Below are 23,428 nucleotides of genomic sequence, written 5' to 3' on the forward strand. Positions count from 1 at the left end.
CTCTTCGTGTCTTTTCCTTAATAGTTGGACGAAATTACCTGGAAAAAGTTTCATAATCCGGGGAATCAGCAGCAAATGGATGTTTATACGATTTGTATAGTACGACAAAAAAACGGATACCGTCCTTAAGGGGACGATATCCGTTGATTTTAATCGGGCCGCTCAGCTTCTCCATGTCTTTGCGGATAATCAGGCCTGCTGCTGCGCTTCCTGCGCGGCGGCAGGAGCCGGCATTTCCCGGGCATCCTTTGTCTTCGACAGGAAGATATTCGGGACAATCGCGGTCAGCGAGCCGGACACGATGCCGTTCTGCAGCAGCATTCTGGCGAACTCCGGAAGCTGGTCGAACATTTGCGGAATCGTGGCCGAACCGAGACCGACGGCGATGCTGCAAGCGGCGATCAGCAGATTGCCATCCTTGCGCAGGTCGACCTCGGAGAGAATCGATATGCCGGAAGCCGCCACCGAACCGAACATCACAATCATGGCTCCGCCGAGCACGGCGTTCGGAACGACCGTCGTCAGCGCGGCCAATTTGGGCAACAGGCCGAGAACGACCATAATGCCGCCGGCCGCGAAGATCACATTGCGCGTCTTCACGCGGGTAAGCGAAATCAGGCCGACATTTTGCGAGAAGGCGGTATATGGAAAAGCGTTAAACAGGCCGCCGAGCATAATCGCCAGACCTTCGGATCGGAGGCCGTTAACGACCTGCTTCGGCTCCACCTTCTGCTCCGTCACCCGGCCAACGGCAAAGTATACGCCCGTCGATTCCACCATGCTGACGATATTGACGATAATCATCGTAAAGATCGCGGTAAGACTGAATTCCGGACGGCCGAAGTAGAACGGCTGGGCGACGCTGACCCAGGAGGCACTGCCGACGGAAGTAAAATGGACCATGCCAAGAAAATAAGCAACCGCCGTTCCGGCCACAAGGCCCACCAGCACGGAAACGGAACGCAGAAATCCGGTGGCGAAGCGGTTCACAAGCAGTATGACCACAAGCGTAATCAGCGCCAGCAGCAGATTGCGAGGCTGTCCGAAATCGGCGCTGCCTTCGCCGCCTGCGGCGTTCTTCATCGCTACCGGAATCAGCGACAGACCGATAATCGTGACGACCGAGCCGGTTACGATGGTGGGAAAGAACTTAAGCAGCCGGCCGTACAGCGGCGCGGCCAGCACGACGAACAGGCCGGAGAGAATAATCGCCCCATAGGCCGTTGCCAGATTGGAGCTGGAGGCGACGGCGATAATCGGACCGACCGCCGTAAACGTGCAGCCGAGGATGACCGGCAGTCGGCTGCCGAAATATTTGGTGCCCATAACCTGGAGCAGCGTCGCCAGCCCGCAGGTGAACAGGTCGGCGGCAATCAGATAGGCCATCTGCTCGCCGGTAAGTTTCAGCGCGCCGCCGACAATCAGCGGAACGACGACCGCGCCCGCATACATTGCCAGCACATGCTGGAGTCCGAGTGTAAATACTTTGCGCTTGCTTAACATGATGCACTCTCCTTGATGCTTTCTTCACTGTCTATAAAATGTACTTCTCCCGGCGCCATCGCCGAAATCCGGGCCAGCGAATGAACCTCCACGCCCATGTCCTCCAGCAGCCCGCGGCCTTCCTGAAAGCTCTTCTCAATGACGCAGCCGACGCCCAGCAGCTCCGCTCCCGCTTCGCGCACGATATCGACCAGGCCCACCAGGGCCGCGCCCGTGGCGAGAAAATCGTCGACGATAAGCACCTTGTCGCCGGGGCCGAGGTATTTTTGCGAAATGCTGATTTGATACGATTCCTGACGCGTAAACGAATGGACCGGAGCCGAATACACCTGCTCGGAGAGGGTTATGACCTTCTTCTTCTTGGCATATACAAACGGAACGCCCAGTGCGATTGACGCCGCCATAGCAAACTGGATGCCGCTCGCCTCGATCGTCAGCACCTTCGTAATCGGTCTGCCGCCGAATATCCGGCCGAATTCCTTCCCGATTTCGAGCGCCAGGCCGGTATCGACCTGATGATTCAGAAACGAGTCCACCTTCAGCACCGTATCGGACAAGATCTGTCCTTCCCGTCTAATGCGTTCTTCCAACACTTTCATCTTACTTCCACCGCTCCTTCTTCCTTCCGGAAACATAAAATAGCCCCGCAAAGCGCAGCTTGGGCTCGAAGCCGCTCAGAACATTTGCAAGGACCCTAAAAACCATCAAGAAGAAACGCCTGACGGCGTCTTTCAAGACGCAAGTGCGTTTCTCGTAGAAATACAAGGTCTTTTATAAGCGTGAAACTTATAAATTCTTGTATTTTAAAAAAGGACAGATTCCTTGAGCGTTTCTCTCAAGTGAATCTGTCACTCCAGGTTATTATCCCTTATGGTGCAACACGTCAGGCGTGTCCGCGCCGCCTCTAACCCCGGACGCGCTGTTCACTCATAGTCGGACAATTGCGATGGTCATCCGGTAGAAACTTATGGGCCGTATCCCCATGATTATATGAGTTAAATCATTCTTTTTTTGTAATATTAAGAAGAAACGGCTTCGCCGTCCTCTGGAAGAGGAAGGCATCCGTTTCTCGTAAAAATATCAGGTTAAGGATAAGCGCGAAGCTTATACTTTCTGATATTTAAAAAAGGCACGCCCTCTATATTACACGGTATGTCTTATTCTTGACAAGGGCTTTTTTCGGCTGAAAAACACCCGGTTGACCGGCCATCCTTTAATCTTCACCCCACCCCTAAAGGCTCCCGCCGGAATTGACAGATTACCCGACCGGTTATATACTCTAGGGAAATGTCAAGCACTTTTTCTGTGAATTCTGCACATATGTGCATTAGGTGAGGGAGTCAAACCCAGGTTCAAACATGCGAAACGGAGGGATTGATTTGAGCACACTCAAATGGGGCATTATCGGACCGGGAGGAATCGCCCGGGAATTCGCCGAGGCCATACAGAAATACGGCGGCACGCTGTATGCTGTGGGATCGCGCAATCTGGATAAAGCGCAGCACTTCGCCGAACAATACGGGGTCACCAAAGCTTACGGCGATTATGATGAAATGCTGCAGGACCCCGAAATTGACGCCGTCTACGTCTCCACCCCGCACAGCAATCACTACGAATATATAATAGAAAGCCTGAAACAAGGCAAGCACGTGCTTGCGGAGAAGGCGATCACCGTCAATATCGGCCAGTTGCGGGAAATTGCGTCATTGGCCGAAGAGAAAGGGCTGGTCGTGGCGGAAGCGATGACGATCTACCACATGCCTTTGTACGCCAAGCTGCGGGAAATTCTGGACAGCGGCAAAATCGGCCCGCTTAAAATGGTCCAAGTGTCCTTCGGAAGCCATAAGGAATACGATGTGAACAACCGTTTCTTCAATAAAGACCTGGCCGGGGGAGCGCTGCTCGATATCGGCACCTATGCCCTGTCGTTCGCCCGTTATTTCCTGTCTGCACAGCCGCATGAAGTTCTAACCACTGTCAAGCCGTTCGAGACCGGCGTCGACGAGCAGTCGGGCATTATTCTGAAGAACAAGGCCGACGAGATGGCAGTCGTCTCATTGACGATGCGCGCCAAAATGCCGAAAAGAGGCGTCGTCGCCGGTGAGAACGGGTTTATTACCGTAGATAACTTCCCCCGCGCCTCCAAAGCCGTCATTCAATACCTGGACGGAACGACGGAAACAGTCGAAGCCGGAGAGACGGATGCGGCCCTCCAGTATGAAATCAAGGACATGGAGCAGGCGATCCAGTCGGCCAGAAGCGCCACGCTTCAGCTGTCTCTGGACGTGATGGAAATCATGAGCAATGTCAGAGGTCAGTGGGGCATAACCTATCCTTTTGAATAAAGGCATTTTCACATTGAGCTGTTCCGCAAAAAAATAACCGGTCCATGCACGAAAGCATCGTGGTGGACCGGTTTTGTTTATTTTTCATTTTCGACGATATGCTTCAGGATGGACAGCTTATTGCTCCAGAACCGTTCATAATACGACAGCCACTCCCGAAGCTCCTTCAGAGGTTCCGGCTGAAGCCGGTACAGCTTCTCCCTGCCGACTTTGCGGCCGCTCACCAGTTCCGCCTCCGACAGAATATGCAGATGCTTGGCAATGGCCGTGCGGCTTACCGGAAAATGGGCGGCAATTTCGGAGATCGGCCTCTCCTTCTCGGAAAGCAGCCTCAGCACCTGCCTGCGGGTCGGATCGGCAATCGCCTGAAACACATCATGCTTCTCCGCCGCCGCCATATTAAGCCTCGGCCGCCTTTTTCAGCCGCTCCTGCACAATGGATACCCAGCCGCCCGACATCCGGCCATGAATAACCGAGCTTTTCTCGTTCGCTTTCCCGATGAGCTCGTCCGGCTGCTTCCAGCCGCCGTGAAGCAGCGTAAACTCCGTCTTATCATCCAGTTCCTTCAAGAAGAAAGAAACCGTCCAGCCTTCGGTATCCCAAGTGAAAGTCAGGCTGTTCGGCGGATCAAGCTCCGTTACCTTGCACGGCGTCGGGCCGAAAGGCGACTGCAGATGAAATTCATGACCGAGCTCCGCCTGAAAGTCGCTGGGCATAAACCACTGTGCGATCCCTTCCGATGTCGATACTTTATCCCATACTTTCCCGATCGGCGCATCAATAATGACCGTCTGCACCACGTCCGGCAGATTGTTCCCGCGGTTGTCTTCCATTGTTTTATCCCTCTTTCACCCTTTTATAAAGTAACACCTTTTGGTTTCCCTTTTTGATTATATAAAACCTTTTGGTTTCATGTCAAAAAGAAACGGCCTTCCTTCTTCCAGGATGCGCCGTTTCATCGAAAAACAGGAGCCGGGAGGCCCCATCGGGAGGTTTATCCCGAAACCGCCGCAATAAGCATGGGCAGCACAAGGAAAGAGGACAGCGTCGTCCAAAGGATGCAGCGGGAAACCACCGAAGGGGACGCGCCATAGCGTTCCGCCAGAACAACCCCGTTAACGGCTACCGGCATGGAGGCAAGAATGAAGAGCACGGAATGGAGCGTCCCCGTAATGCCGAGCAATGCCAGTATGCCCAGCGCGAGCAGCGGTCCCGCCAGCAACCGGATCACGATTCCCATCCAGAACACCGAACGTTCTCCTTTTATGCCGGGCATCATGCCGACCTTCATCATCTGCGCACCCAGAATGGCCAGCACAACAGGGGAGTACGCTCCCGCTGCCATCGTCACTCCCTTCTCCACTTCGGCGGGCAGGTGCAACTGGAATGCTCGGAGCAGCAGGGCCAGAATGGCGGCATAGATCGCGGGGAGGGAAAACACCGATTTGAACGCATTTTTCACGGAAAAATGGGACCGGGCCGCAAAATAAATACCCACCGTGTTGACGATAATCACCTGACCTATGACATAAACGGATGCTTTATCAAGCCCCGCTTGTCCAAAGGCGAGCAGAACGAGCGGAAGTCCGTAATTCACGCTGTTGGTAAAGGTGGAAACCAGCGTCAATCCGGCCCGCTCCGGCGAAGAGAATTTCATCGCTTTTCCAGTAATGACCGCTACTCCCCACAGCACCAGCAGATTCAATAAGGAGAACGCCAGCGTCAAATAGATGTCATCGAATGAAATTTCCGCGTGGAGCAGCGTATCCAAAATAATGGCGGGGCTTAAAAAGTACAGATACAGAGTCATGAGCGGCTTCGTGTCCAGGCGCTGAAAACGTTCCAGCAGCGCGCCGGAAATAACCGGAATCGACAGGGGGACGATGACTTCGAACAGGGTGGACAGCACGGTTTGGATCACGGACGGGCACCTCGTTATGTAGAATATTACCTTCTACTATACCGCCGGGGTTGTTTGCCGTCCAAGACTTGTAAGCAATATTCCCGATAGATACCGCCTATACACACAGCGCTTTATTGCGGAGGTATCCGGTGCAATCAGGAAGTTACCGCTCCGGCATATGCTCCTTGCAAAAAGCGGCCAGCTCTTCCTCCTCATCGTCCTCCAGATCGAATTCAAGGAGCTTCTGCGTCGTCGTTTCGATCAGATCGTAGGTTACGACGCTCACTTCTCCATCATTCTCCTTTACAATGACCCGCACGCTGACCCCGTTCTCCGAATAAAGCTCGTCCTCCTCCGGGATCACTAGGTTAATCATAAATTCATAACGGTTTCCCGCAATAATGCCGAACGGGTCACGGATCTGCTCCGCTGTGTAATTCGATATTTCAAGCATTTTATATCGCTCCTTTTCATCGTTCAGGAGATCATCATAGCACAGGCCCGGCGGCCTTCGCCAGATGAGCCGGGCGTTTCCGGCACAGCGATTCGGACCTCTTCATTCGTAGCCTTTCCGCATGCCGCCGCTTGCAAACCAGTAGACGAAAAAAAGACCAAACCAAGCGGACAGGCGCTTCATCTGGTCATGCTCATTTTATCTTCAGCTGGTATTCTTGGAGTATTGGATTATTAGTAGTTCTGTACAGAACCATCATTTGTAGAAATCCGTCGCCATGCGTCGCTTTGAGGAGAACGCCGCTGTCGTTTGAAGGCGGAAAATGATGGAGTTACACAAGAAACATAGCGACAACGGTGGTGACCGCAAGGCCGATCAGCACGGGCTTGAGATTGCGGCGCGCCAGCTCGAACGGACTGACGCCGCAGATGGCCGCCGCCGGAATCAGCGCCCAGGGGATAAGCGTGCCGCCGCCGACCCAAATGGCGGCGACCTGGCCAAGCGCCGTCAGCGTATCGGCGCCTGAGCCGATGGCGGCGGCGAACAGGTGCGCTATGGAGCCGGCAAGTGAAATGCCGGAGAAGCCGGAGCCGTCAAGACCGGTGATGGCGCCGGTGAGGGTCAGCGTGACCGCGCCGACGATGCCGTTCAGCGGCACGGAGTTCGCAAGCGCAACGCCCAGGTCATTGACGATGCCGTGCGAGGCTTCGGGAAGGACTGTCCCGAACAGCTCGGTGAAAGCCGAGTCGCCGAGGTAGAAGAAGGCGGCGATCGGGATGACGGGGCCGAATACTTTGAAGCCGAAGACGAAGCCGTCGATGAGGTAGGAGGTGATCTGCTCAAGCCCTTGATTGCGGTGGGCAAGCAGAGTGACGAAGATCAAGATAAGGACTGCGGTGCCGCCGATGAGGGCGGTAGCATCGCCGCCTTGAAGATGCAGCAGGAACATCGCCGCCACATCGGCAAGAAACAGCGCCGGAATGAGGATGGCCAGGGCTTTCTTCATCCGTGGATGAAGGGCGACCAGTTGAAGAGAAGGGGGAGAAGGCTCCCCGAACACGCCGGATGTCCGTCCAGCCGATACAAGGCCGTCTCTCCAGGTCCCATTCTTCTGATCCCTGCGCATCATCCAGAAGGCGGCGGCGGTCGTCACAATCCCCATGACGACGACCAGCGGAACGCTCGCCTCCATAACGCTGGCGACCGGCAGGCCCGCGGCGTCCGCCGTCAGTTTCGGCGCCCCCTGAATAATGTAATCGCCGGATAGAGCGATGCCGTGGCCGAACAGATTCATCGCCATCGCGGCTCCGAGGGCGGGCAAGCCGACCCGGAGCGCAACTGGCAGCAGGACGGCGCCCACCAGAGCCACCGCCGGCGAAGGCCAGAAAAAGAGGGAGGTAAGCAGCATAATAATGCCGATTCCCCAATACGCCATGGCCGGGGTGCGGAGAAACCGGGTCAGCGGAGACACCATCGTCTCGTTGATGCCCGTAATCATCAGCACCCGGCTCATGGCGACAATAATTGAAATGATCATGATCGTTCCCATCAGTTCCTTGGTCGCGTAGACAAAGGAGTTAAACACTCCGGATATCGAACCGCCGAGCGTCTCCGTCGCCAGGATTCCCAGGACAAAGATACCGGCCACGCAAATCATCGTCGTATCGCGCCGCTTGATGAGCAGCGCCATGATGAATACGATAAACGCCAGATAGACGTAATGGATTGCCGTTAACTGGATTCCCATGGAAGAAATCGCTCCCTTAACTTATAGCATTGATTCTATAAGTTATGCAGGAGCCCAAAAGGCGGTTCTTGCGCCTCTAAGTAGAGAGGGTGTTCGTTTGACCGTTGTCCGCCAGTCTGGCCAAAATTCTCCGTTTGCGGTACAGCATCATGGCCGCTTCCGCCACCGCCTTCAGCATCTCCCGGTTCGTGTAGGCGCCGAAGAACATTCCGGCGACAGGAATTGTCTGCAGCAGCTTCTTCGAGCTCCAGTTATCCCGGTAGGCGGCAATCACTTCCCGCCATCCCTGAATTTTGGACACCGCCGCGCCCTCGCCGCCCCCAATCCGGCCATCGCTGCCGAGTTCCAGGTCCAGCTCCTCCAGAATCGCCCGTTTGCCGACCATGTCGGCGGAAGCCAGCTGCATGACTTTTACAGCGAAGATGCGCTCCTCCTTCTCCAGCGGGTTGTACCCATAGCAAAGGCCGATCTCCTGAATCACCTTCAGCGACAGTCCGAGGATGGCGGGAATATCCGCCGCCAGCGTAAACACGCCGCCGAAGCCTGTGGTCGCCCCTTGAGCCGTGGCGAAATTGCTCCGGCTCTTGGACAGGCGGCGCGCCGCTTCGTCCATCACCACCAGCGGGTAGGGCCCTTCCCGCTTCCCTGCGGTCTCGGTGCTCACCTCGCCCACAAGCTCGCCCACCTTGCGTCCAGCCACAAGGTAGTTGCCGCCATTTTGGATGTAGCTGCCAAGCTCATCCAGCAGCAGTCCTATTTTTTCATGAACAATTTTAGGGGTAAGCTTGTCCAGCAGCTTAAAGGGCAGCCGGGTCAGCCGCTCCCAGATCATAAGCTGTCTCTGATCCTTCTCCCATCTCCGTACCTCTTCAAGTGCCGCGCGCAGCTCTTCTTGCGTTTCCAGCCTTCCTGAACCAAGCGTGATTTCCGTCATGATCATACCTCCTTTAACCGAATATACGCGTTAATGATTTGCCCGTTTCCTAATATATACCCCGAATCCGATTGCCCTGCTTGAAAATAACGATTCAGGGGCATCTTAATATCACTTAAAAAGACCTCCGCCGATGGCGAGGCCACTGAAAAACTTACGTATTTTTCTTTGACGGCTTATGTCTCAAACAAAAAGACATCCATTTCCCACCTTTTAGGAACGGATGTCTTCTTTTTTAGGTCAAGTACGGCTCCATCATTCGGTAATTCTTAGTCTGTTAACTTTAAGATTCGTTTTAAATTCACAGCGAAAATTGTCATCGCCCCTTGCATTTCCATGCCAAGCAGACCCGAGGATGTCGCGACATCATACCCGTGTCCATGTTTGAGTTCACTGTTCTTCGCTTCAATTTTGTAGCGTTCCTTGGATTTTTCCTTGAAATACTCTGAATCTTGGAACGTCATTTGCTCGGTGTGCTCATCGGATTTAATACTTACCGAATAGCTTTTGCTTTTAGCGCCTTCTTTGTAGCACCCTTCCTTGAACGGACAATGCTTGCATAGTTTCACATCAAAATAATAGGTGTCTGTTTGATTTTTGCCGACCCCTTTTTTACCCTGCCGAGCCTTTCGAATGGCCATATGTCCAGCTGGACATACGTACATGCCTGCATCTTTGTTGAATAAAAATTCGTCTTCTTTCTTACGCGCACCTTGCGTGACGAGGGGATTTAGTTTGGCCACAAGTTCAATTTCATTTGTTTTCGTGTACGCAATATTATCTTTTTCGGAATATGCAGTATCCCCAATCACCGTTTTGACCTGCATGCCAGCTGCCTTGCTTTTTTCGATAAGGGTCTGCAATTGCTTGCCGTCATTCTTTTCACCGGTTGTAATGACAGCCGCCGTAATAAGGCGTTCCTCAGTCATCGCTAGATGAGTTTTGTATCCAAAAAATGCGGAATCTGCGCTCTTGTGGCCAACGCGCGCATCCGGATCCGCCGCCAGGCGAAGTTGCTCGACGTCATCCGCAACCGTTTCTTTCAGCAGGTTAAGCGGCTCCAGAATTTTTGGCACTTGTGCAATGCCACTCTCATTTTCGATGAAGTTGACGAGTTTTTGGCAGTACGCAATTTCATCTTCGAGTTCGCTCGTTGTATTCTTTGCCGGCATTTTGACCTTGACTGACTCATCCATGGTGTACACGGCTTTTCGCAATTTCCGTGCACGGTCTTGTAGAATTTCTTGAGGCGTTTTCTGGTTGTAACGTGCTTTCGTATGCGTGGCGTCGACGATGATGGAATTGCTCTTTAGGATATTTTGCTCGATGGCAAGTTCTACGGTCTTGCCGATGAGCATGTCCAAAAGGTTGATATCTTTCAAACGTAGTTTACGGAACTTCGTTAAGGAACTCGGATCGATGACCGGGTCTTCCGGCGCCATGCCGAGGAAGTACTTGAACGACAGGTCGTACTTTGAACGCTCCACGATGTCGACGTCAGAGAGTTCAAAAATGGCTTTCAGCAGTAAATATTTAAACATGCGCACCGGATCAATGGCGTTGCGTCCATTATCCAAGCAATACTTTGTTTCCAGTTCTTCGTATATGAAAGTGAAATCCACCAATTCATTGATTTGACGGAGTATATTGTCCTTCGGGACAACGATGTCATACAATGCCGCATAAGGACTCAAAACTAAGGTTTGTTGTTGCCGAATCATCCACTCACACCCGCTTTTTTGTTAGATGACTTCAGTATAAAACAAAAAAGGTACAGCCTCTTCAATTTTCTTGAAGATCTGTACCTTTTCCTATGAGACGGACTTTTTCAGTGGCCTCCCGATGGCAGAAGTCTTTTTATAACCGTATTCGGTTGGGATTGCATCAATCCGCCGGATCAACTCTTCTGCTTCTGCACCAAGGCAAGTCGTTCCTTCTCCGTTGCCAGCATTTCTTCCGCTAGATCGACGCCATGCCCCTGCACCGATCCTTCCGGTGCGTGGCTGACCGCCTGTTCCGCATGCTTCAGGCTGTTCTCGGCCTGCTCAATTACTTTTTCCGTAGGATGGCTCATCGCTTGGGTAACGGCGTTATGCAGTTTAGCCGCAGCATCCTCCGCCTGATCGACAGTGCTGTTCGTACGCATACTGGACTCATAATGTCTCATAAATGAGGACCACTCCTTATTAACGGACTGTTCTTTCCCGTTTAGGATGGCCTGAAGGCGATCGTTTATGTAGTCAGCCCGGAGGGAAAGTGTGGGGATGAACTCCTCCGTTTGAGATGTGGTTCAGAGGATACATGATAAAAGAATTCCCGGATACCGTCCGCAGCCGAAAGCGGAATCTTTGGCAAAGGAGCATGATCGAAATGAACGTCCTGCCCTACCTTCATCGAAACCGCCTTTGCAGTCGGCTGCGCCGTCTATACGGCCGTATGGCTGCTTGCTGAATAAGCCCATTCCCGGCTTCTTGTTCACTGCCGCCCGCCCAGAGCCAAAAAAGCAGCAGATAACCAAGTATCCGCTGCTTTATGATGCGGCCCGGCGGCCGCTTTTTCCCGTGTGGACTCGGTCAGCCGGTCAAACCCGTCGAACCGAGTCCGGCACGCCCGCGCCTGTACTCAGGCCAGCGCCGAAACGAGGCTCTTGCCGAACTCCCGCGCGCCGTCCGGCCCGTCGCTTGTAATCACATCGTCATGCGCCACCACATGCTGCACCACATATTCGGCGCTGTTGGCTTTCAGCTCATCAATCATAACTTCGACCGGATAGCAGGTCGCTTGGCGCCCGGCGAGCAGGCCCGTCTTCGCAACCACGACGGAGCCAGCGCAAATGCCGGCGACCAGAATTTTCTGCTCATACGCCTGCTTCAAATATTCGCCCAGCTTCGCGTCGCCCCACAGATAGTCGATCGTGCCAGAGCCGCCAATTACAGCTACCACATCATAATCCGAAGCGGAAACGTCGGAGAATACCACCTCCGCATTTGCTTTTCCCTGATTGTCGCCTGTAATCTCCCCCGCCTTCGTACTGGCGACCGTTACAGTGATGCCCGCATTCTCCAGTTCGGCTTTCGGATGAAACAACTCGTCTTCGTTGAAGCGGTCCGGCGGTATAATCAGCAGTGCTTTTTTGCTCATTGGTATTTCCCTCCCAAGGTTATCTTCACGCAACAATCATTGTAGCGCTGCCGACATTCCTTGTGAAGAATGCACTTTTTAGTACAGAGGTTACCAAAAGGTTACCTGCTCCCGCCTTTCTCCGGTCTCTGTTTCGTGGCTTGTTCAGGCTTTTTTGCAGGCTCCCTCGCAGCTGTCCGCTGTTATTTCCGGCTCGCTTCCGGGCTTCAGTTCCCGTCTGATCCGTTCGATCCGCATTTTCCCCCACTCGTACATCATTTCGACAATCGGCAGAAGCGTCATCCCAAGCTCGGTCATCGAATATTCCACCTTCGGAGGAATGTCGGGATATACCTCCCGGTGAACAATGCCGTCCTCCATCAATTCTCTGAGCTGCTGAGTCAGTATTTTATGCGAAATTTTCGGAAAAAGCTTCTGCAAATCGCTGAACCTATGCGCGCCATCCACGCCAAGATGCCAAAGAATGACGACCTTCCATTTCCCGCTGATGATGGACAATGTAAGTTCCTTTTCGCAGTGAAAATCACCGTTCACGATTTTTTGTTTGATTTCCTCTCTTAACGGATCGGACATACGGCCGTTCCTCCTTATTCTATTGGTACGCCATGCTCTTGCGCCGGTCTGCAGCTTCCCAGGCGTCTTCCGTTATTATACACCATAACCGCCGTCGCCTTTGGCGGGCGGCCCATCGCTACATACATTCACAAAAGGGCACCCCGAGGGATGCCCTTTCTGTACCGGGATTCGACAGCCCGGCAGCTATAGTGTCTGTAACACTTTTCCGCAGCTGCTTCAAAGCGCCGATTCCCTAATAAGAAATTGAGGCTGCTGAAGAGGCTTGCGGCGGATGCCAATTAAACAAACGGGATAACAGTTCACGTTTAAAGTCACGGCAAGGCGTCCGACAGCAGGATAGTTAGTAGGCGGGTGGGAGTGGGTCGATGGGTAGGTGGACCGGGGGCGGTGGATGGTGGCTCGGTCAGTGGTTCAGAGGCTCGGTGGGTTGGTGAACCGGGGGGCGGTGGCTTGGTGGGTCGGTGGGTCGGTGGGTTGGTGGGTCGGTGGGTTGATGGGGCGGTGGTTAGTTGGTCAGCGGCCCGGGTTGGTCGATGGGTAGGTGGCTTAGTTGGCGGGTTGTCGGGATTCCTGCGTTGATACATCTTTTTTCCGTGGAAATCCTCCTCCCTGACCCAATTCCTACAAAAGTACAGGTATTTCTCCTCCCCTCTCCACGCTTGGCGATATATAAGCTTAAAAACCTGCACAATTGCAGCCATTACTTTTCCTCCCCGAAATTCACCTGTCAAACCTGCAGGTTTGCAGGAAAATGCCAGCCACCAGCCACCATACACAGACACAGGCACAAACTGAACCGAACTAGTTAGTCAAACCGCTTCTTCAGCACGTCCCCTTCTTCAGTGCGTCCCTTCTTCAGCCCCCTTTTTGGCGCATTTCCCTTCTACCGCAGGCTACTCCAGGCTACTCCCGAGCGATTTTCCCATCCCATGCGGTCGCGATCTCGCCCCTTATCCCTTCCAGCAGCTGCTCCTTGTCGTCCCGGTAGAACAAATTATAGGTGTCAAAAGGGATGATCCGTCCATCGGGGTGGGCAATATGCACACAGGACTTCTTCACCGACCGCACGTCGAAATTATGCGCATCGAGAAATTGCATCACGATGACCCGGAACACATTGTCGTAGCTAATCTGCTCCGGCACGGCGGCAAACGGCAGACAGCAGAGCAGACTTTTCAGCGACAAGGCGGAGGAGACCGGCGAGTGGCCGGTGGAGAGCAGTTCGAACATTTTGCCCCGGATTGCCGGGTCCTGCTCGAACACAATCGTATTGCTGCCTCCTTCAAGCAGAATATCCGGGTCGATCAATCCGGTCAGCGGCAGCACCTCGCTGCCAAGCTTCAGCGCGTAACCCATCGCAAGGCAGTCCGGATGACAGGGCACCGGCAAAATATCCGCCTCACCGAACACGCCCGACTGGTCAATAATGCTGCGGCGGACCTCGCTTACCGTTAAACGGTCGGACGCTGGATCATAGCCCTCCAGCCTTCCCGCCGCCTGGATCGGCTGAATCGTCACACCGCGCACGGCTTTTTGCTTCAGTCCGTACTGAATTATCGAGCCGATTTCTCCGTCATTCAGACCTTTTTTCAGCGTGACGACGAGCGTTGTCGAAATATTGAATTCGTTTAGGTGGCGGATCGCGTCTTCCCTGATGTGCCGCAAATCCGCGCCCCGGAGCTCCTTCAGCACGGACGCCTCCAGGCTGTCGAACTGCAGGTAAATCTCGAAACCCGGCATGTACGAAGCGAGCCGCTTTGCGAACTCCCGGTCCCGGGCGATGCGGACGCCGTTCGTGTTCACCATGATATGCTTGATCGGACGGCTCTTGGCCATGTCCAGAATCTCAAAAAACTGCGGATGCGTCGTCGGCTCGCCGCCGCTGATCTGCACGATGTCCGGTTCACCCTCGTTCTCAACGATCCGGTCCAGCATAAACTCAATCTGCTCCAGCGACCGGTAGGATGTGCGGTGCGGCGAAGACTCGGCGAAGCAGATCGGGCAGCTTAGGTTGCAGTGATCCGTAATCTCTAGCAGCGTCAGACAGCTGTGCTGCTCATGGTCCGGGCAGAGGCCGCAGTCATACGGGCAGCCGTATTTAATCGGTGTATTCCACTGAAGGGGCATTTCCGAAGGCTTGATAAACTCCCGCGTCTTTTTGTAATAGGGAACGTCCGTGGAGATGAGCACCTTTTCCGGGCCGTGCAGCAGGCATCTTTTGACCATGTACATGCGCCCGTCTTCCTCGATGATCTTGGCCTCGACTTTGCGGTAACACACGGAGCAGATGCTGGTGGTCAGCTCATGATAGAGATACGGTCGGTTCGGCATGAAAAGACTCCTTTATGTTGGAATGGTGAATCGATCTGAGCAGCTTCCGGAATTGCCGGAACCGCCGGGCGCCTGCCGCTTTTATTTATTTATAGCTTCGAGCCTCCGCAGCCGCGGACGAGCGGCGGACACGCCCTCTGACCCACAGCAGCCAGGCGTAATAGACAAGGCCGGCCAGACAGGCAAGCTGAATATTGTTCAGTCCGAAGTAAGGATGGGGCGTCGGCTTAATGAAATCAACGGCAAACCGGAAAGCCAAGTAGCCAAACATGAACCATTGGAACATCCGGCCCGGAAGGTAAATGGAACCGGGGCGGCCGCCCACAGGCGCGCGGCTTCTCCGATATAGGGGGATGAGCAGCAGCGCTAGCACTAGCAGAAAGAAAATCTCATACAGCTGGGTCGGATGCCGCCGGATTCCGTCGCCAAAGTCGATGCCGGTGAACCAGGTCGTCGGCATGCCGTACGTATGGTCGTCAAGGCCGGTCAGAAAGCAGCCGATTCGCCCGATGCAGAGGCCCAGAATGAGCGGATAGGCAAAATCGTCGCCGGTTGACCTTGTCCAGCCCACCCATTTCTTGGTCAGCTCGACGCCGATCAATCCTCCAAGCAGACCGCCGACGATCGTTTTGCCGCCCCAGAGGAAGTGAAGCTGCCGAAGCTGCTCCCACGCAGCGGCCGGGTCCTCCAGCCAGAACAACAGCTTGGCGCCGAGCGCCGCGCCCAGAATCGTTCCGGCCAGAATTTGCAGGCTCATAAGCCGGGACATTTCGCTCGGACGCCGGGTCCACAGATACACGCGGAAGCCGATAAAGTAGGAGAGCGACTCAAACAACACATGCGGATGAATCCGCCAGGGACCGAGAACGATATACACGGGAAATTCCATCGGCGCGCTCCTTTGACCTGAGTTTACTGAGTGAAGATAAGGGCTCCGCAGATGGTGAGCAGCAGTACCACGAGCGCTCCGATAATCGCCAGTATGGCTACGATGACCCGGAAGACCGCGCTTGGCCCTTTAGGCTCAGGCTTAACAAGCGAATCCGCACAGTTCTCCCGGCATCTTCCGAAGTCGGGATTATAGCATTCCTCACATAATGGCTTGCCGCATCTGGCGCATTGATGAGCCGCTTCGCGTTCGGGGTGGTTCATGCAACGAAAGGCTGCCATATCTTCACCTCGGTTCATGATTTACCCCTATTGTAAACGCTTTTCAAGGGATATGCCAAGCTCAGGACCTCATAAGATGGTGTAATGAGATTCGCGCGAGGAGGCGGAGCCCAAAATGACAAGCAGGTGGGTTGTTTTTTCACCCGATGGGGATATTCAGACGGAATTCATGCTTAGTAGCGGTATTCCTTATTATTGTGTGTGCTATTGTAACCGGCCCTTGATCAGACCTTCGAAACTGGGCTTCACCCTGGAACATGCCGAGCCGCTTAACCGGAACTTCAGGGTCTCCGCCGCCAGGTATGACAGCTTTGATGAGACGTGGACACAGCCCTGGGGAGAAGTTAAGGAAATACGCAATCATTACAATGAACTTCGCGTGGAGCTCGAAGAGACAACCCCGTGTGCGCGCCGAATATCCGTCATTTTTCGCGTATATAACGACGGCCTGGGCTTTCGCTACGAGCTGCCCGAACAGGAACATCTCTCCCATTTGGAAATCCGAAGCGAAGAAACCGAATTTGCCCTGACCGATGTGGACGAGGCCTGGTGGATTCCCGCTTATCAGAAGCTGTATACCGAGGGCCTCTACAACGTTACCCCCATTCACTCCATTCCTTACCGCTCCGTCCATACCCCTCTAACGATGAAAATGGCTGATGGATTATACCTGAGCATCCACGAAGCCGAATTATCCCGCTATTCCACCATGACCCTGATGCCCCTGGAAAATAATACGCTTGCAGCCGACCTCATCCCCTGGTCCGACGGCGTTAAAGTCAAAGGCTCCACTCCGCTAAAAACGCCCTGGCGAACGATCCAGATCGCGGAAAAACCGGGGGATTTGATTACCTCCTACTTGATTCTTAATCTCAATGAACCGAACAGGCTGGGAGATGTTTCGTGGGTGACGCCGGGCAAGTACATCGGCATATGGTGGGGCATGCATCTCGGGATTTACACCTGGAGCTACGGCCCGAAGCATGGCGCAACGACCGAGAATGCCAAGCGGTACATTGATTTTGCTGCCAAATACGGCATTCCGATGGTTATGATCGAGGGGTGGAATATCGGGTGGGAGAACGATTGGACCAAGCATGGCGAAAACTTCAGTTTTACAATCCCCTATCCGGATTATGACCTTGTGGAAGTCACTTCGTATGCCGCCAGCAAGGGCGTGAAAATTATAGGACACATGGAGACGGCTGGAGCTATTCAGAATCTGGAGCGTCAAATGGAAGAGGCTTTTACTTTATATAAAAAACTCGGGATAGACGTTGTGAAAACAGGCTATGTCTCCCCTGACCCTGCGCTTAAGCGCTTTGATGACCAGGGGAATCTTATAAGTATGGAGTGGCTTGGCGGTCAATATAACGTTGATCATCATCTCAAAGTAATCGAGACCGCGGCCAGGTATCAGATTAGTCTGATCGCCCATGAGCCGGTAAAAGATACGGGAGAACGTCGGACCTACCCGAATATGATGACCCGGGAAGGCGCGCGGGGACAGGAGTTCGACGCCTCCGCCGAGTATGTCGGGAACCCTCCGGACCATACCACCATCCTGCCTTTCACCCGCATGCTTGCCGGGCCCATCGACTATACGCCGGGGATTGTAAGGCTGATTTATAAGGAATTCAGACCGGGCAACCGGGTGCGGGGGACGTTAGCCAAACAGCTCGCGCTGTATGTCGTTCTGTACAGTCCTCTGCAAATGGCAGCCGACTTGCCGGAAAATTATGAACAGCAGCGTGCGGCTTTTCAATTTATTCTCGATGTTCCTACCGATTGGCAGGACACCAAGGTATTGAATGGAGAGATCGGAGATTATGTTACGATTGTCCGCAAAGACAGAAACAGCGAAGAATGGTATCTGGGCAGCATTACCAATGAGAATAGACGCACGCTTGCTGCGCCGCTCGCTTTTCTAGATCCGGGCAAACCCTATGTGGCTGAAATCTATGCCGATGGCCCATATGCCGACTGGAGGACCAATCCCTATCCTCTGATCATTTCAAGGGTATTGGTTGACCGCAGCGTAACCCTGCCGCTGAAGCTTGCCCCGGGAGGCGGGCAGGCCGTTCGGATACGTCCGGCTGCCGCGGACGACATCAGGTCGCTTCCCAAAATCAGGTCCCTCCCTGGGATGAGGTCTGACCGCCACCGCTGAAACAGCGCATGACCATTTTACAACCGGTGTACTTCGCTCGTTGTTAACCGCAAGGGAACAATAACGCATCTGCATTGGTGGACGCCCAAGAGGATTGCCAGCTGCTGTTGCCAGCATTGCGGTCACACCTTGGCAAAATACCGCTCCACCTTGCTCAGCTTCTTCGCATGGTTCCCCTTCCGGCTTTCCATGGACCCTAATTCGAAGAATTTGACCTTGCGGATGCCGACGTAATGGAATACCCCTCTCTTCATCAGCACTTTATGCGCATTGTTCAGCGTCAGCAGAGGATAATGGGCCGGACCTTTCATCGTGGAGATGCAGACGACGCTTTTTCCCTTCAGCAGCCCCTCGGGATAAATGCGGTTCGGCCGGTCCCTGTAAGCAAAGTTCGAGGCAAACAGCCGGTCGAAATAGCCCAGCAGCATCGCCGGCGGCCTTCCCCAAAAAATCGGATAGATGAACACGATCTGGTCGGCCCGGCGGATTTGCGCTCTGTATTTTTCCAGCTCCGGGTCCTTGTGCATATCTCTTCTTCTGCGGTCTTTGTTGTACACCAGCGCCGGATTGAACTGCTCTTCATACAAGTCCAGCACCTCTACTTCCCCGGAAGCCGCATTTTGCCTAATCCCCTGCTGAACGGCGTTCAGGAAGGCCCCATTCAGACTTTCACGGTTCGGGTGGGCATAGACGATCAAAGTGTTCATCACTCATCGCTCCTAATTAGTTATCAAATGATAATTTTCATTTCATAACTATATTAAGTCATCACATTTTAGTTGTCAAATGATAAATAGATTGCGCGCAAAAAAAATATTTGTCATAATAATCCCACATAGCGAGGTGATCACCATGCCATTGCCCGAATTCGCTTTCAAACTAAAGACGTTCGGCACCGGATTCTCCAAAATGACCCATCGGCTGCTTGCGGAGATTAAACCGGAAGACGTAACCCTGCTTCAGTTCGAAATCTTGCACCTTCTGTACACCGAAGACTCCACGACCTTTGGCCGGATCGGCGCCTGCGTCGGCATGTCCCTGCCCAATACGAGCCGCGAAGTCAAGAAGCTGATGGAGAAGAAGCTGGTAACTAAACGGGCCGATCTCAAGGATAAAAGAGTTCATTTTGTCGAGCTTTCTCCAGCCGGAATGGAGCTTATGGACGAGTGCTCGGCCAGACTGGAAAAGCTGATCGCCGAACGGTTCGCTCATTTGAATCCGAAGGAGACCGCCGAAGTGATGCAGGCCCTGGACCTGCTGTCTGAGAAGCTGCTGGGGGAATGAGACAAACGAACGATGGCGCAAAAAGGCCGGGATTTCTTTCGAGAAATCCCGGCCTTTTCTATTGTGTTCCTCCATTCGTAACTCTCAAGTTACTATATGACTTCAAAGTGCGTACTTTTCAGCCGTCGCCCGGCTCCCGCACAATGGTGGTGTAAGCATTATAGGGAAGGAGAGGATTTTAATGATAAACACTAAAGATTCAGCGCCGCGCAAAACGGCTCTTGTTATTGGAGCTAACGGGGTGATCGGACGCAATTTGATTGATTATCTTATTACGCTTTCTGATTGGGATATCATCGGCGTATCGCGCCGCGGCGGAGAATCATCCGGCCGGGTCCGCTATATCGCCGCGGATTTACTGAATCCCTTGGATAGCCGCGAGAAATTAAGCGGCCTGACGGAAGTGACCCATATTTTCTATGCTGCCTACCAGGACCGCCCGACATGGGCGGAGCTCGTCCCCCCTAACCTCGCTATGCTCGTTAACACCGTTGAGGCTGTCGAGCCGGTTGCCACTAAGCTCCGGCATATCAGTCTCATGCAGGGCTATAAAGTGTACGGAGCGCATCTCGGACCTTTCAAGACGCCGGCCCGCGAGAGTGACGCCGATCATATGCCGCCGGAATTCAATATCGACCAACAGAAGTTTCTGGAGAATCGTCAGCAGGGAAAAAGCTGGACTTGGTCGGCACTCCGCCCTTCCGTCGTGTGCGGCTTCGCTCTCGGTAATCCAATGAATCTGGCTATGGTCATAGCCGTCTACGCCTCGATGTCAAAAGAGCTGGGAATCCCCCTACGCTTTCCCGGCAAACCAGGTGCTTACCACAGCTTATTGGAAATGACCGACGCCGGGCTGCTTGCGAAAGCCACGGTATGGGCGGCGACCGACGAGCGCTGCGCCAATCAGGCCTTCAATATTACGAACGGGGATTTGTTCCGCTGGAGCGAGCTTTGGCCCAAAATCGCCGCGTACTTCGAACTTGAGGCGGCGCCTCCGCTGCCGATGTCGCTGGACGTTGTTATGCAGGACAAAGAAGCGCTGTGGGACGCCATGGTAGAGAAATACGGCTTGGAAAACAACAGTTATAGCAGCGTTTCCTCATGGCGGTTCGGCGACTTTGTGTTTTCTTGGGATTACGACTTTTTCGCTGACGGCACCAAGGCGCGCAGGGCCGGCTTTCATGAGTTTGTGGATACGGAGTCCATGTTCCTGAGCATTTTTGAAGACTTCCGCCGCCGCAAGGTCATTCCATAACCTTACACACAAGAGAAACCGGTCTTTCGCACTTCATAGACCGGTTTCTCTCTCTGTTTGGACTTCCGACAAGATAACGGCTTGATCCCCGTACTTCCGTTCAACATGGGTATCCCCCCAACGGCACATGAGATGAAGAATTTCCTTGAGACTCCAGCCGTAGTCGGTCAGCTCATATTCGACTTTTGGCGGAACCGAATTGTACGTTGTCCGCTTGACGACTTCATCCCTCTCCAGTTCTCTTAATTGCTGCGTCAGCACTTTCTGCGTGACAGCAGGCATCAGGCTCACGAACTCGCCGTTGCGTTTCTTACCAAACGTGAGATGGAATAAGATCAGCGGTTTCCACTTGCCTCCGATTACTTCAAGCGTTGCTTCCACCGCCGTATTGTAAGTTTTGACCGGCTCCATCATAAGCTCGAACACCTCCGCCCTTAACCTTAATTACCCTCTATCTCTCCTTGGGCCTCTTTGGCTTTCTTTAACGGTTCGAGCATTTGCTCAATATGGTTCTGCATCAGCAGATAGGCCTGCTCGCTGTTGCGCTCCTCAATGGCAATGGCAATCAGCACATGATAATTGGAAGACTTCGTTCTCATATTGGGCAGCGTATTTGTCTGCCTCCGCCCCTCCTGAAGAAGAGGAAGAATGGCCTCATTCATTCGCGACAGAACAGGCTCCCGGGCACCGGCCACGATCGTCTGATGAAACTCCAGATCGGTCTCCAGAAAGGAACCTCCCTTTTCCATCTGCACGATCATAAGATCAGCCTGCTGCCGCAGCTTTTTCACCTCGAAGTCGGTTGCTCTTTCCGCGCACAAAGCCGCAAGTCTCGGTTCGATCAGCAGCCTCGCTTCCAGCAGCGAGATTAAGGATATATCCCCAAGCTCTTTCAATTCAGCGGTCGGGTCTTTCAGAAGCAAAGGATCGTTCCTCACATACATGCCCCGGCCGTGCTCGATGCTGATAATGCCCTCATTCTCCAGGATCCGCAGCGCTTCGCGAACCGTGGTAATGCTTACGGACAGCTCTTTGGAGAGCTGTTGAAGTGTCGGAATCCTTTCGCCCGCGGCCCAAGTTCCTTCAATGATCATTTGTTTAAATTTGTCTATCGTACTCTGGAAGGCGGTCTTTTTCATTGAGTCAGGCCTTTCTTGTAGACATTAATAGTCAATACCAGCTTAATTCTATCACAATTGGAACAACCGATCATTCCTGAAAAAAAAGATCTCCCGAGTAAAAAAAGTGAAACAAAAATAGATCATATGATACTAGCAAAAGAACAGATGTATTTCCTGGAATTTTAGCTAATTTGTAAAGATGGGAGCAACTTTCGCTGAAATTCGCTTTATTTTGACGATTGAAAGCGATTGATTTAACAGTTCATCCTATTTTTTAAATTGGATCCGGATAAAAGATACGATCTGTTCAATACAAAGGAAGGGACCTACGCTATGAAGATTACCAAGTTCGAGACGTTTGTCGTACCGCCACGCTGGCTGTTTCTGAAGATTGAAACCGATGAGGGCATTGTCGGCTGGGGAGAGCCTGTGATTGAAGGGAAAGCGCTCACAGTTCAAGCAGCCGTGGACGAATTAATGGATTACTTGATCGGCCAGGACCCGCTGCGGATTGAAGACCACTGGCAGGTGATGTACCGCGCAGGCTTTTACCGCGGGGGCCCGATCCTGATGAGCGCGATCGCAGGAATCGATCAGGCGCTCTGGGACATCAAGGGCAAATTTTACAACGCTCCGGTCTATCAGCTTCTTGGAGGCGCTTGCCGGGATTCCATCCGGGTATATTCCTGGGTCGGAGGCGACCGGCCGAGCGATGTGGGGCAAGCAGCACTGGAGAAGAAGAACGCCGGCTTTACCGCCATCAAGATGAACGCTACGGAAGAGCTGCAATTTATCGATACCTACGCCAAGGTCGATGAAGTGGTCGCGCGCGTTGCAGCCATCAGGGAAGCAGCGGGACCGTACTTTGGCATTGGCGTGGACTTCCACGGCCGGGTACATAAACCGATGGCCAAAATTTTGGTCAAGGAGCTTGAGCCTTACCGGCTGATGTTCATCGAGGAGCCTGTGCTGGCCGAGAACAATGAGGCGCTCCGCGATATTGCGGGCAGCACCTCTACTCCAATCGCAACCGGAGAGCGGATGTTCTCGCGGTGGGACTTCAAATCGCTGCTGGAGTCGGGCTATGTGGATATCATCCAGCCTGACCTTTCTCATGCGGGCGGCATCACGGAATGCAAGAAGATCACCGCCATGGCCGAAGCGTATGATGTTGCCGTAGCGCCGCACTGTCCGCTTGGACCGATTGCGCTGGCTGCCTGCCTGCAAGTGGATGCAACGGCTTACAATGCGGTAATTCAGGAGCAAAGCCTCGGCATTCATTACAATCAGGGCAATGATCTGCTCGACTACATTACGGATTCGTCGGTGTTCGCCTACGAGGACGGCCATGTCCGTATTCCGGATGGCCCGGGGCTTGGCATTACGATCAACGAGGAGTATGTCCGCAGCATGGCGCAGGCGGGACACCGCTGGAGAAATCCCGTATGGCGGCATAAGGACGGAACCGTAGCCGAGTGGTAGGCGGCAGATAA

General features: G+C 53.4%; 23 protein-coding genes and 1 riboswitch. Of the genes, 5 read left to right on the forward strand and 18 right to left on the reverse strand.

Going from position 1 to position 23,428, the window contains the following annotated elements:
- Positions 1-189 precede the first annotated feature (189 nt).
- Together PUR_RS25125 and PUR_RS25130 are read right to left on the reverse strand one after the other, a co-directional pair.
- Positions 190-1,503: a nucleobase:cation symporter-2 family protein gene (locus PUR_RS25125; RefSeq protein ID WP_179037571.1), complete on the reverse strand. Its 1,314-nt coding sequence runs from the start codon at positions 1,501-1,503 to the stop codon at positions 190-192.
- Positions 1,497-2,102 (reverse strand): xanthine phosphoribosyltransferase, encoded by a 606-nt coding sequence (locus PUR_RS25130; RefSeq protein ID WP_179037572.1) that lies wholly within the window; start codon positions 2,100-2,102, stop codon positions 1,497-1,499. Before PUR_RS25130 ends, PUR_RS25125 begins: the two co-directional genes overlap by 7 nt.
- Positions 2,103-2,413: 311 nt before the next feature.
- A riboswitch (purine riboswitch) is annotated at positions 2,414-2,517 on the reverse strand.
- A 344-nt stretch (positions 2,518-2,861) separates the two neighbouring features.
- Between PUR_RS25130 and PUR_RS25135 the strand changes: the two genes are divergently transcribed.
- The gene (locus PUR_RS25135; RefSeq protein ID WP_197970114.1) at positions 2,862-3,848 is read left to right on the forward strand and encodes a Gfo/Idh/MocA family protein; all 987 of its coding nucleotides are present in this window, start codon (positions 2,862-2,864) and stop codon (positions 3,846-3,848) included.
- Positions 3,849-3,925: 77 nt separating this feature from the next.
- Here the strand turns inward: PUR_RS25135 and PUR_RS25140 are convergent, their stop codons facing one another.
- The 13 genes from PUR_RS25140 to PUR_RS25200 all read right to left on the reverse strand — a co-directional run bounded on the left by PUR_RS25140 (position 3,926) and on the right by PUR_RS25200 (position 16,123).
- Complete coding sequence (locus PUR_RS25140) at positions 3,926-4,246, reverse strand: ArsR/SmtB family transcription factor (protein ID WP_179037574.1); 321 nt, start codon at positions 4,244-4,246, stop codon at positions 3,926-3,928.
- A gap of 1 nt (position 4,247) precedes the next feature.
- Positions 4,248-4,682, reverse strand: coding sequence for an SRPBCC family protein (locus tag PUR_RS25145; RefSeq protein WP_179037575.1), 435 nt, complete (start codon positions 4,680-4,682; stop codon positions 4,248-4,250).
- Between the two features lie 161 nt (positions 4,683-4,843).
- The gene (locus tag PUR_RS25150) at positions 4,844-5,770 is read right to left on the reverse strand and encodes an AEC family transporter (protein ID WP_179037576.1); all 927 of its coding nucleotides are present in this window, start codon (positions 5,768-5,770) and stop codon (positions 4,844-4,846) included.
- Positions 5,771-5,915: 145 nt separating this feature from the next.
- Entirely contained in the window at positions 5,916-6,206 is a 291-nt protein-coding gene (locus tag PUR_RS25155) for a DUF6509 family protein (RefSeq protein WP_179037577.1), read from the reverse strand.
- 331 nt (positions 6,207-6,537) lie between these two features.
- Entirely contained in the window at positions 6,538-7,953 is a 1,416-nt protein-coding gene (locus PUR_RS25160; RefSeq protein WP_179037578.1) for a hypothetical protein, read from the reverse strand.
- A 76-nt stretch (positions 7,954-8,029) separates the two neighbouring features.
- On the reverse strand, positions 8,030-8,887 hold the full coding sequence (locus PUR_RS25165) for an EcsC family protein (protein ID WP_179037579.1): 858 nt from the start codon (positions 8,885-8,887) through the stop codon (positions 8,030-8,032).
- A gap of 269 nt (positions 8,888-9,156) precedes the next feature.
- Entirely contained in the window at positions 9,157-10,608 is a 1,452-nt protein-coding gene (locus PUR_RS25170) for an IS1182 family transposase (RefSeq protein WP_179033663.1), read from the reverse strand.
- Between the two features lie 176 nt (positions 10,609-10,784).
- Positions 10,785-11,054, reverse strand: coding sequence for a hypothetical protein (locus tag PUR_RS25175; protein WP_179037580.1), 270 nt, complete (start codon positions 11,052-11,054; stop codon positions 10,785-10,787).
- Between the two features lie 455 nt (positions 11,055-11,509).
- Positions 11,510-12,028: a DJ-1/PfpI family protein gene (locus PUR_RS25180; RefSeq protein WP_124697287.1), complete on the reverse strand. Its 519-nt coding sequence runs from the start codon at positions 12,026-12,028 to the stop codon at positions 11,510-11,512.
- Positions 12,029-12,172: 144 nt separating this feature from the next.
- Positions 12,173-12,601 (reverse strand): winged helix-turn-helix transcriptional regulator, encoded by a 429-nt coding sequence (locus PUR_RS25185; protein ID WP_179037581.1) that lies wholly within the window; start codon positions 12,599-12,601, stop codon positions 12,173-12,175.
- Between the two features lie 906 nt (positions 12,602-13,507).
- Positions 13,508-14,935, reverse strand: coding sequence for a radical SAM protein (locus tag PUR_RS25190; RefSeq protein ID WP_179037582.1), 1,428 nt, complete (start codon positions 14,933-14,935; stop codon positions 13,508-13,510).
- An 85-nt stretch (positions 14,936-15,020) separates the two neighbouring features.
- Complete coding sequence (locus PUR_RS25195; protein ID WP_179037583.1) at positions 15,021-15,824, reverse strand: prolipoprotein diacylglyceryl transferase; 804 nt, start codon at positions 15,822-15,824, stop codon at positions 15,021-15,023.
- A 23-nt stretch (positions 15,825-15,847) separates the two neighbouring features.
- Entirely contained in the window at positions 15,848-16,123 is a 276-nt protein-coding gene (locus PUR_RS25200; protein WP_232101641.1) for a hypothetical protein, read from the reverse strand.
- 97 nt (positions 16,124-16,220) lie between these two features.
- Here PUR_RS25200 and PUR_RS25205 point away from each other — a divergent pair, with 97 nt between their 5' ends.
- Positions 16,221-18,275 carry a glycoside hydrolase family 97 protein gene (locus PUR_RS25205; protein WP_179037584.1) on the forward strand — a complete coding sequence of 685 codons (2,055 nt, stop codon included), beginning with the start codon at positions 16,221-16,223 and terminating at the stop codon, positions 18,273-18,275.
- Positions 18,276-18,397: 122 nt separating this feature from the next.
- On the opposite strand, the gene PUR_RS25210 is transcribed toward PUR_RS25205, so the two are convergent.
- Positions 18,398-18,982 (reverse strand): NAD(P)H-dependent oxidoreductase, encoded by a 585-nt coding sequence (locus PUR_RS25210; protein ID WP_179037585.1) that lies wholly within the window; start codon positions 18,980-18,982, stop codon positions 18,398-18,400.
- Between the two features lie 145 nt (positions 18,983-19,127).
- Here PUR_RS25210 and PUR_RS25215 point away from each other — a divergent pair, with 145 nt between their 5' ends.
- Both PUR_RS25215 and PUR_RS25220 read left to right on the forward strand, forming a co-directional pair.
- Entirely contained in the window at positions 19,128-19,559 is a 432-nt protein-coding gene (locus tag PUR_RS25215) for a MarR family winged helix-turn-helix transcriptional regulator (RefSeq protein WP_179037586.1), read from the forward strand.
- Positions 19,560-19,740: 181 nt separating this feature from the next.
- On the forward strand, positions 19,741-20,814 hold the full coding sequence (locus PUR_RS25220; protein ID WP_442953740.1) for an SDR family oxidoreductase: 1,074 nt from the start codon (positions 19,741-19,743) through the stop codon (positions 20,812-20,814).
- A gap of 33 nt (positions 20,815-20,847) precedes the next feature.
- On the opposite strand, the gene PUR_RS25225 is transcribed toward PUR_RS25220, so the two are convergent.
- Complete coding sequence (locus PUR_RS25225) at positions 20,848-21,228, reverse strand: winged helix-turn-helix transcriptional regulator (RefSeq protein ID WP_179037587.1); 381 nt, start codon at positions 21,226-21,228, stop codon at positions 20,848-20,850.
- Positions 21,229-21,254: 26 nt separating this feature from the next.
- Complete coding sequence (locus tag PUR_RS25230) at positions 21,255-21,953, reverse strand: FadR/GntR family transcriptional regulator (RefSeq protein WP_179037588.1); 699 nt, start codon at positions 21,951-21,953, stop codon at positions 21,255-21,257.
- A 315-nt stretch (positions 21,954-22,268) separates the two neighbouring features.
- Between PUR_RS25230 and dgoD the strand changes: the two genes are divergently transcribed.
- Positions 22,269-23,417 carry a galactonate dehydratase gene (gene dgoD / locus PUR_RS25235; RefSeq protein WP_179038074.1) on the forward strand — a complete coding sequence of 383 codons (1,149 nt, stop codon included), beginning with the start codon at positions 22,269-22,271 and terminating at the stop codon, positions 23,415-23,417.
- The last annotated feature ends 11 nt before the right edge of the window (positions 23,418-23,428 follow it).

It is taken from the genome of Paenibacillus sp. URB8-2, from assembly GCF_013393385.1.
Lineage (GTDB): Bacteria > Bacillota > Bacilli > Paenibacillales > Paenibacillaceae > Paenibacillus_AQ.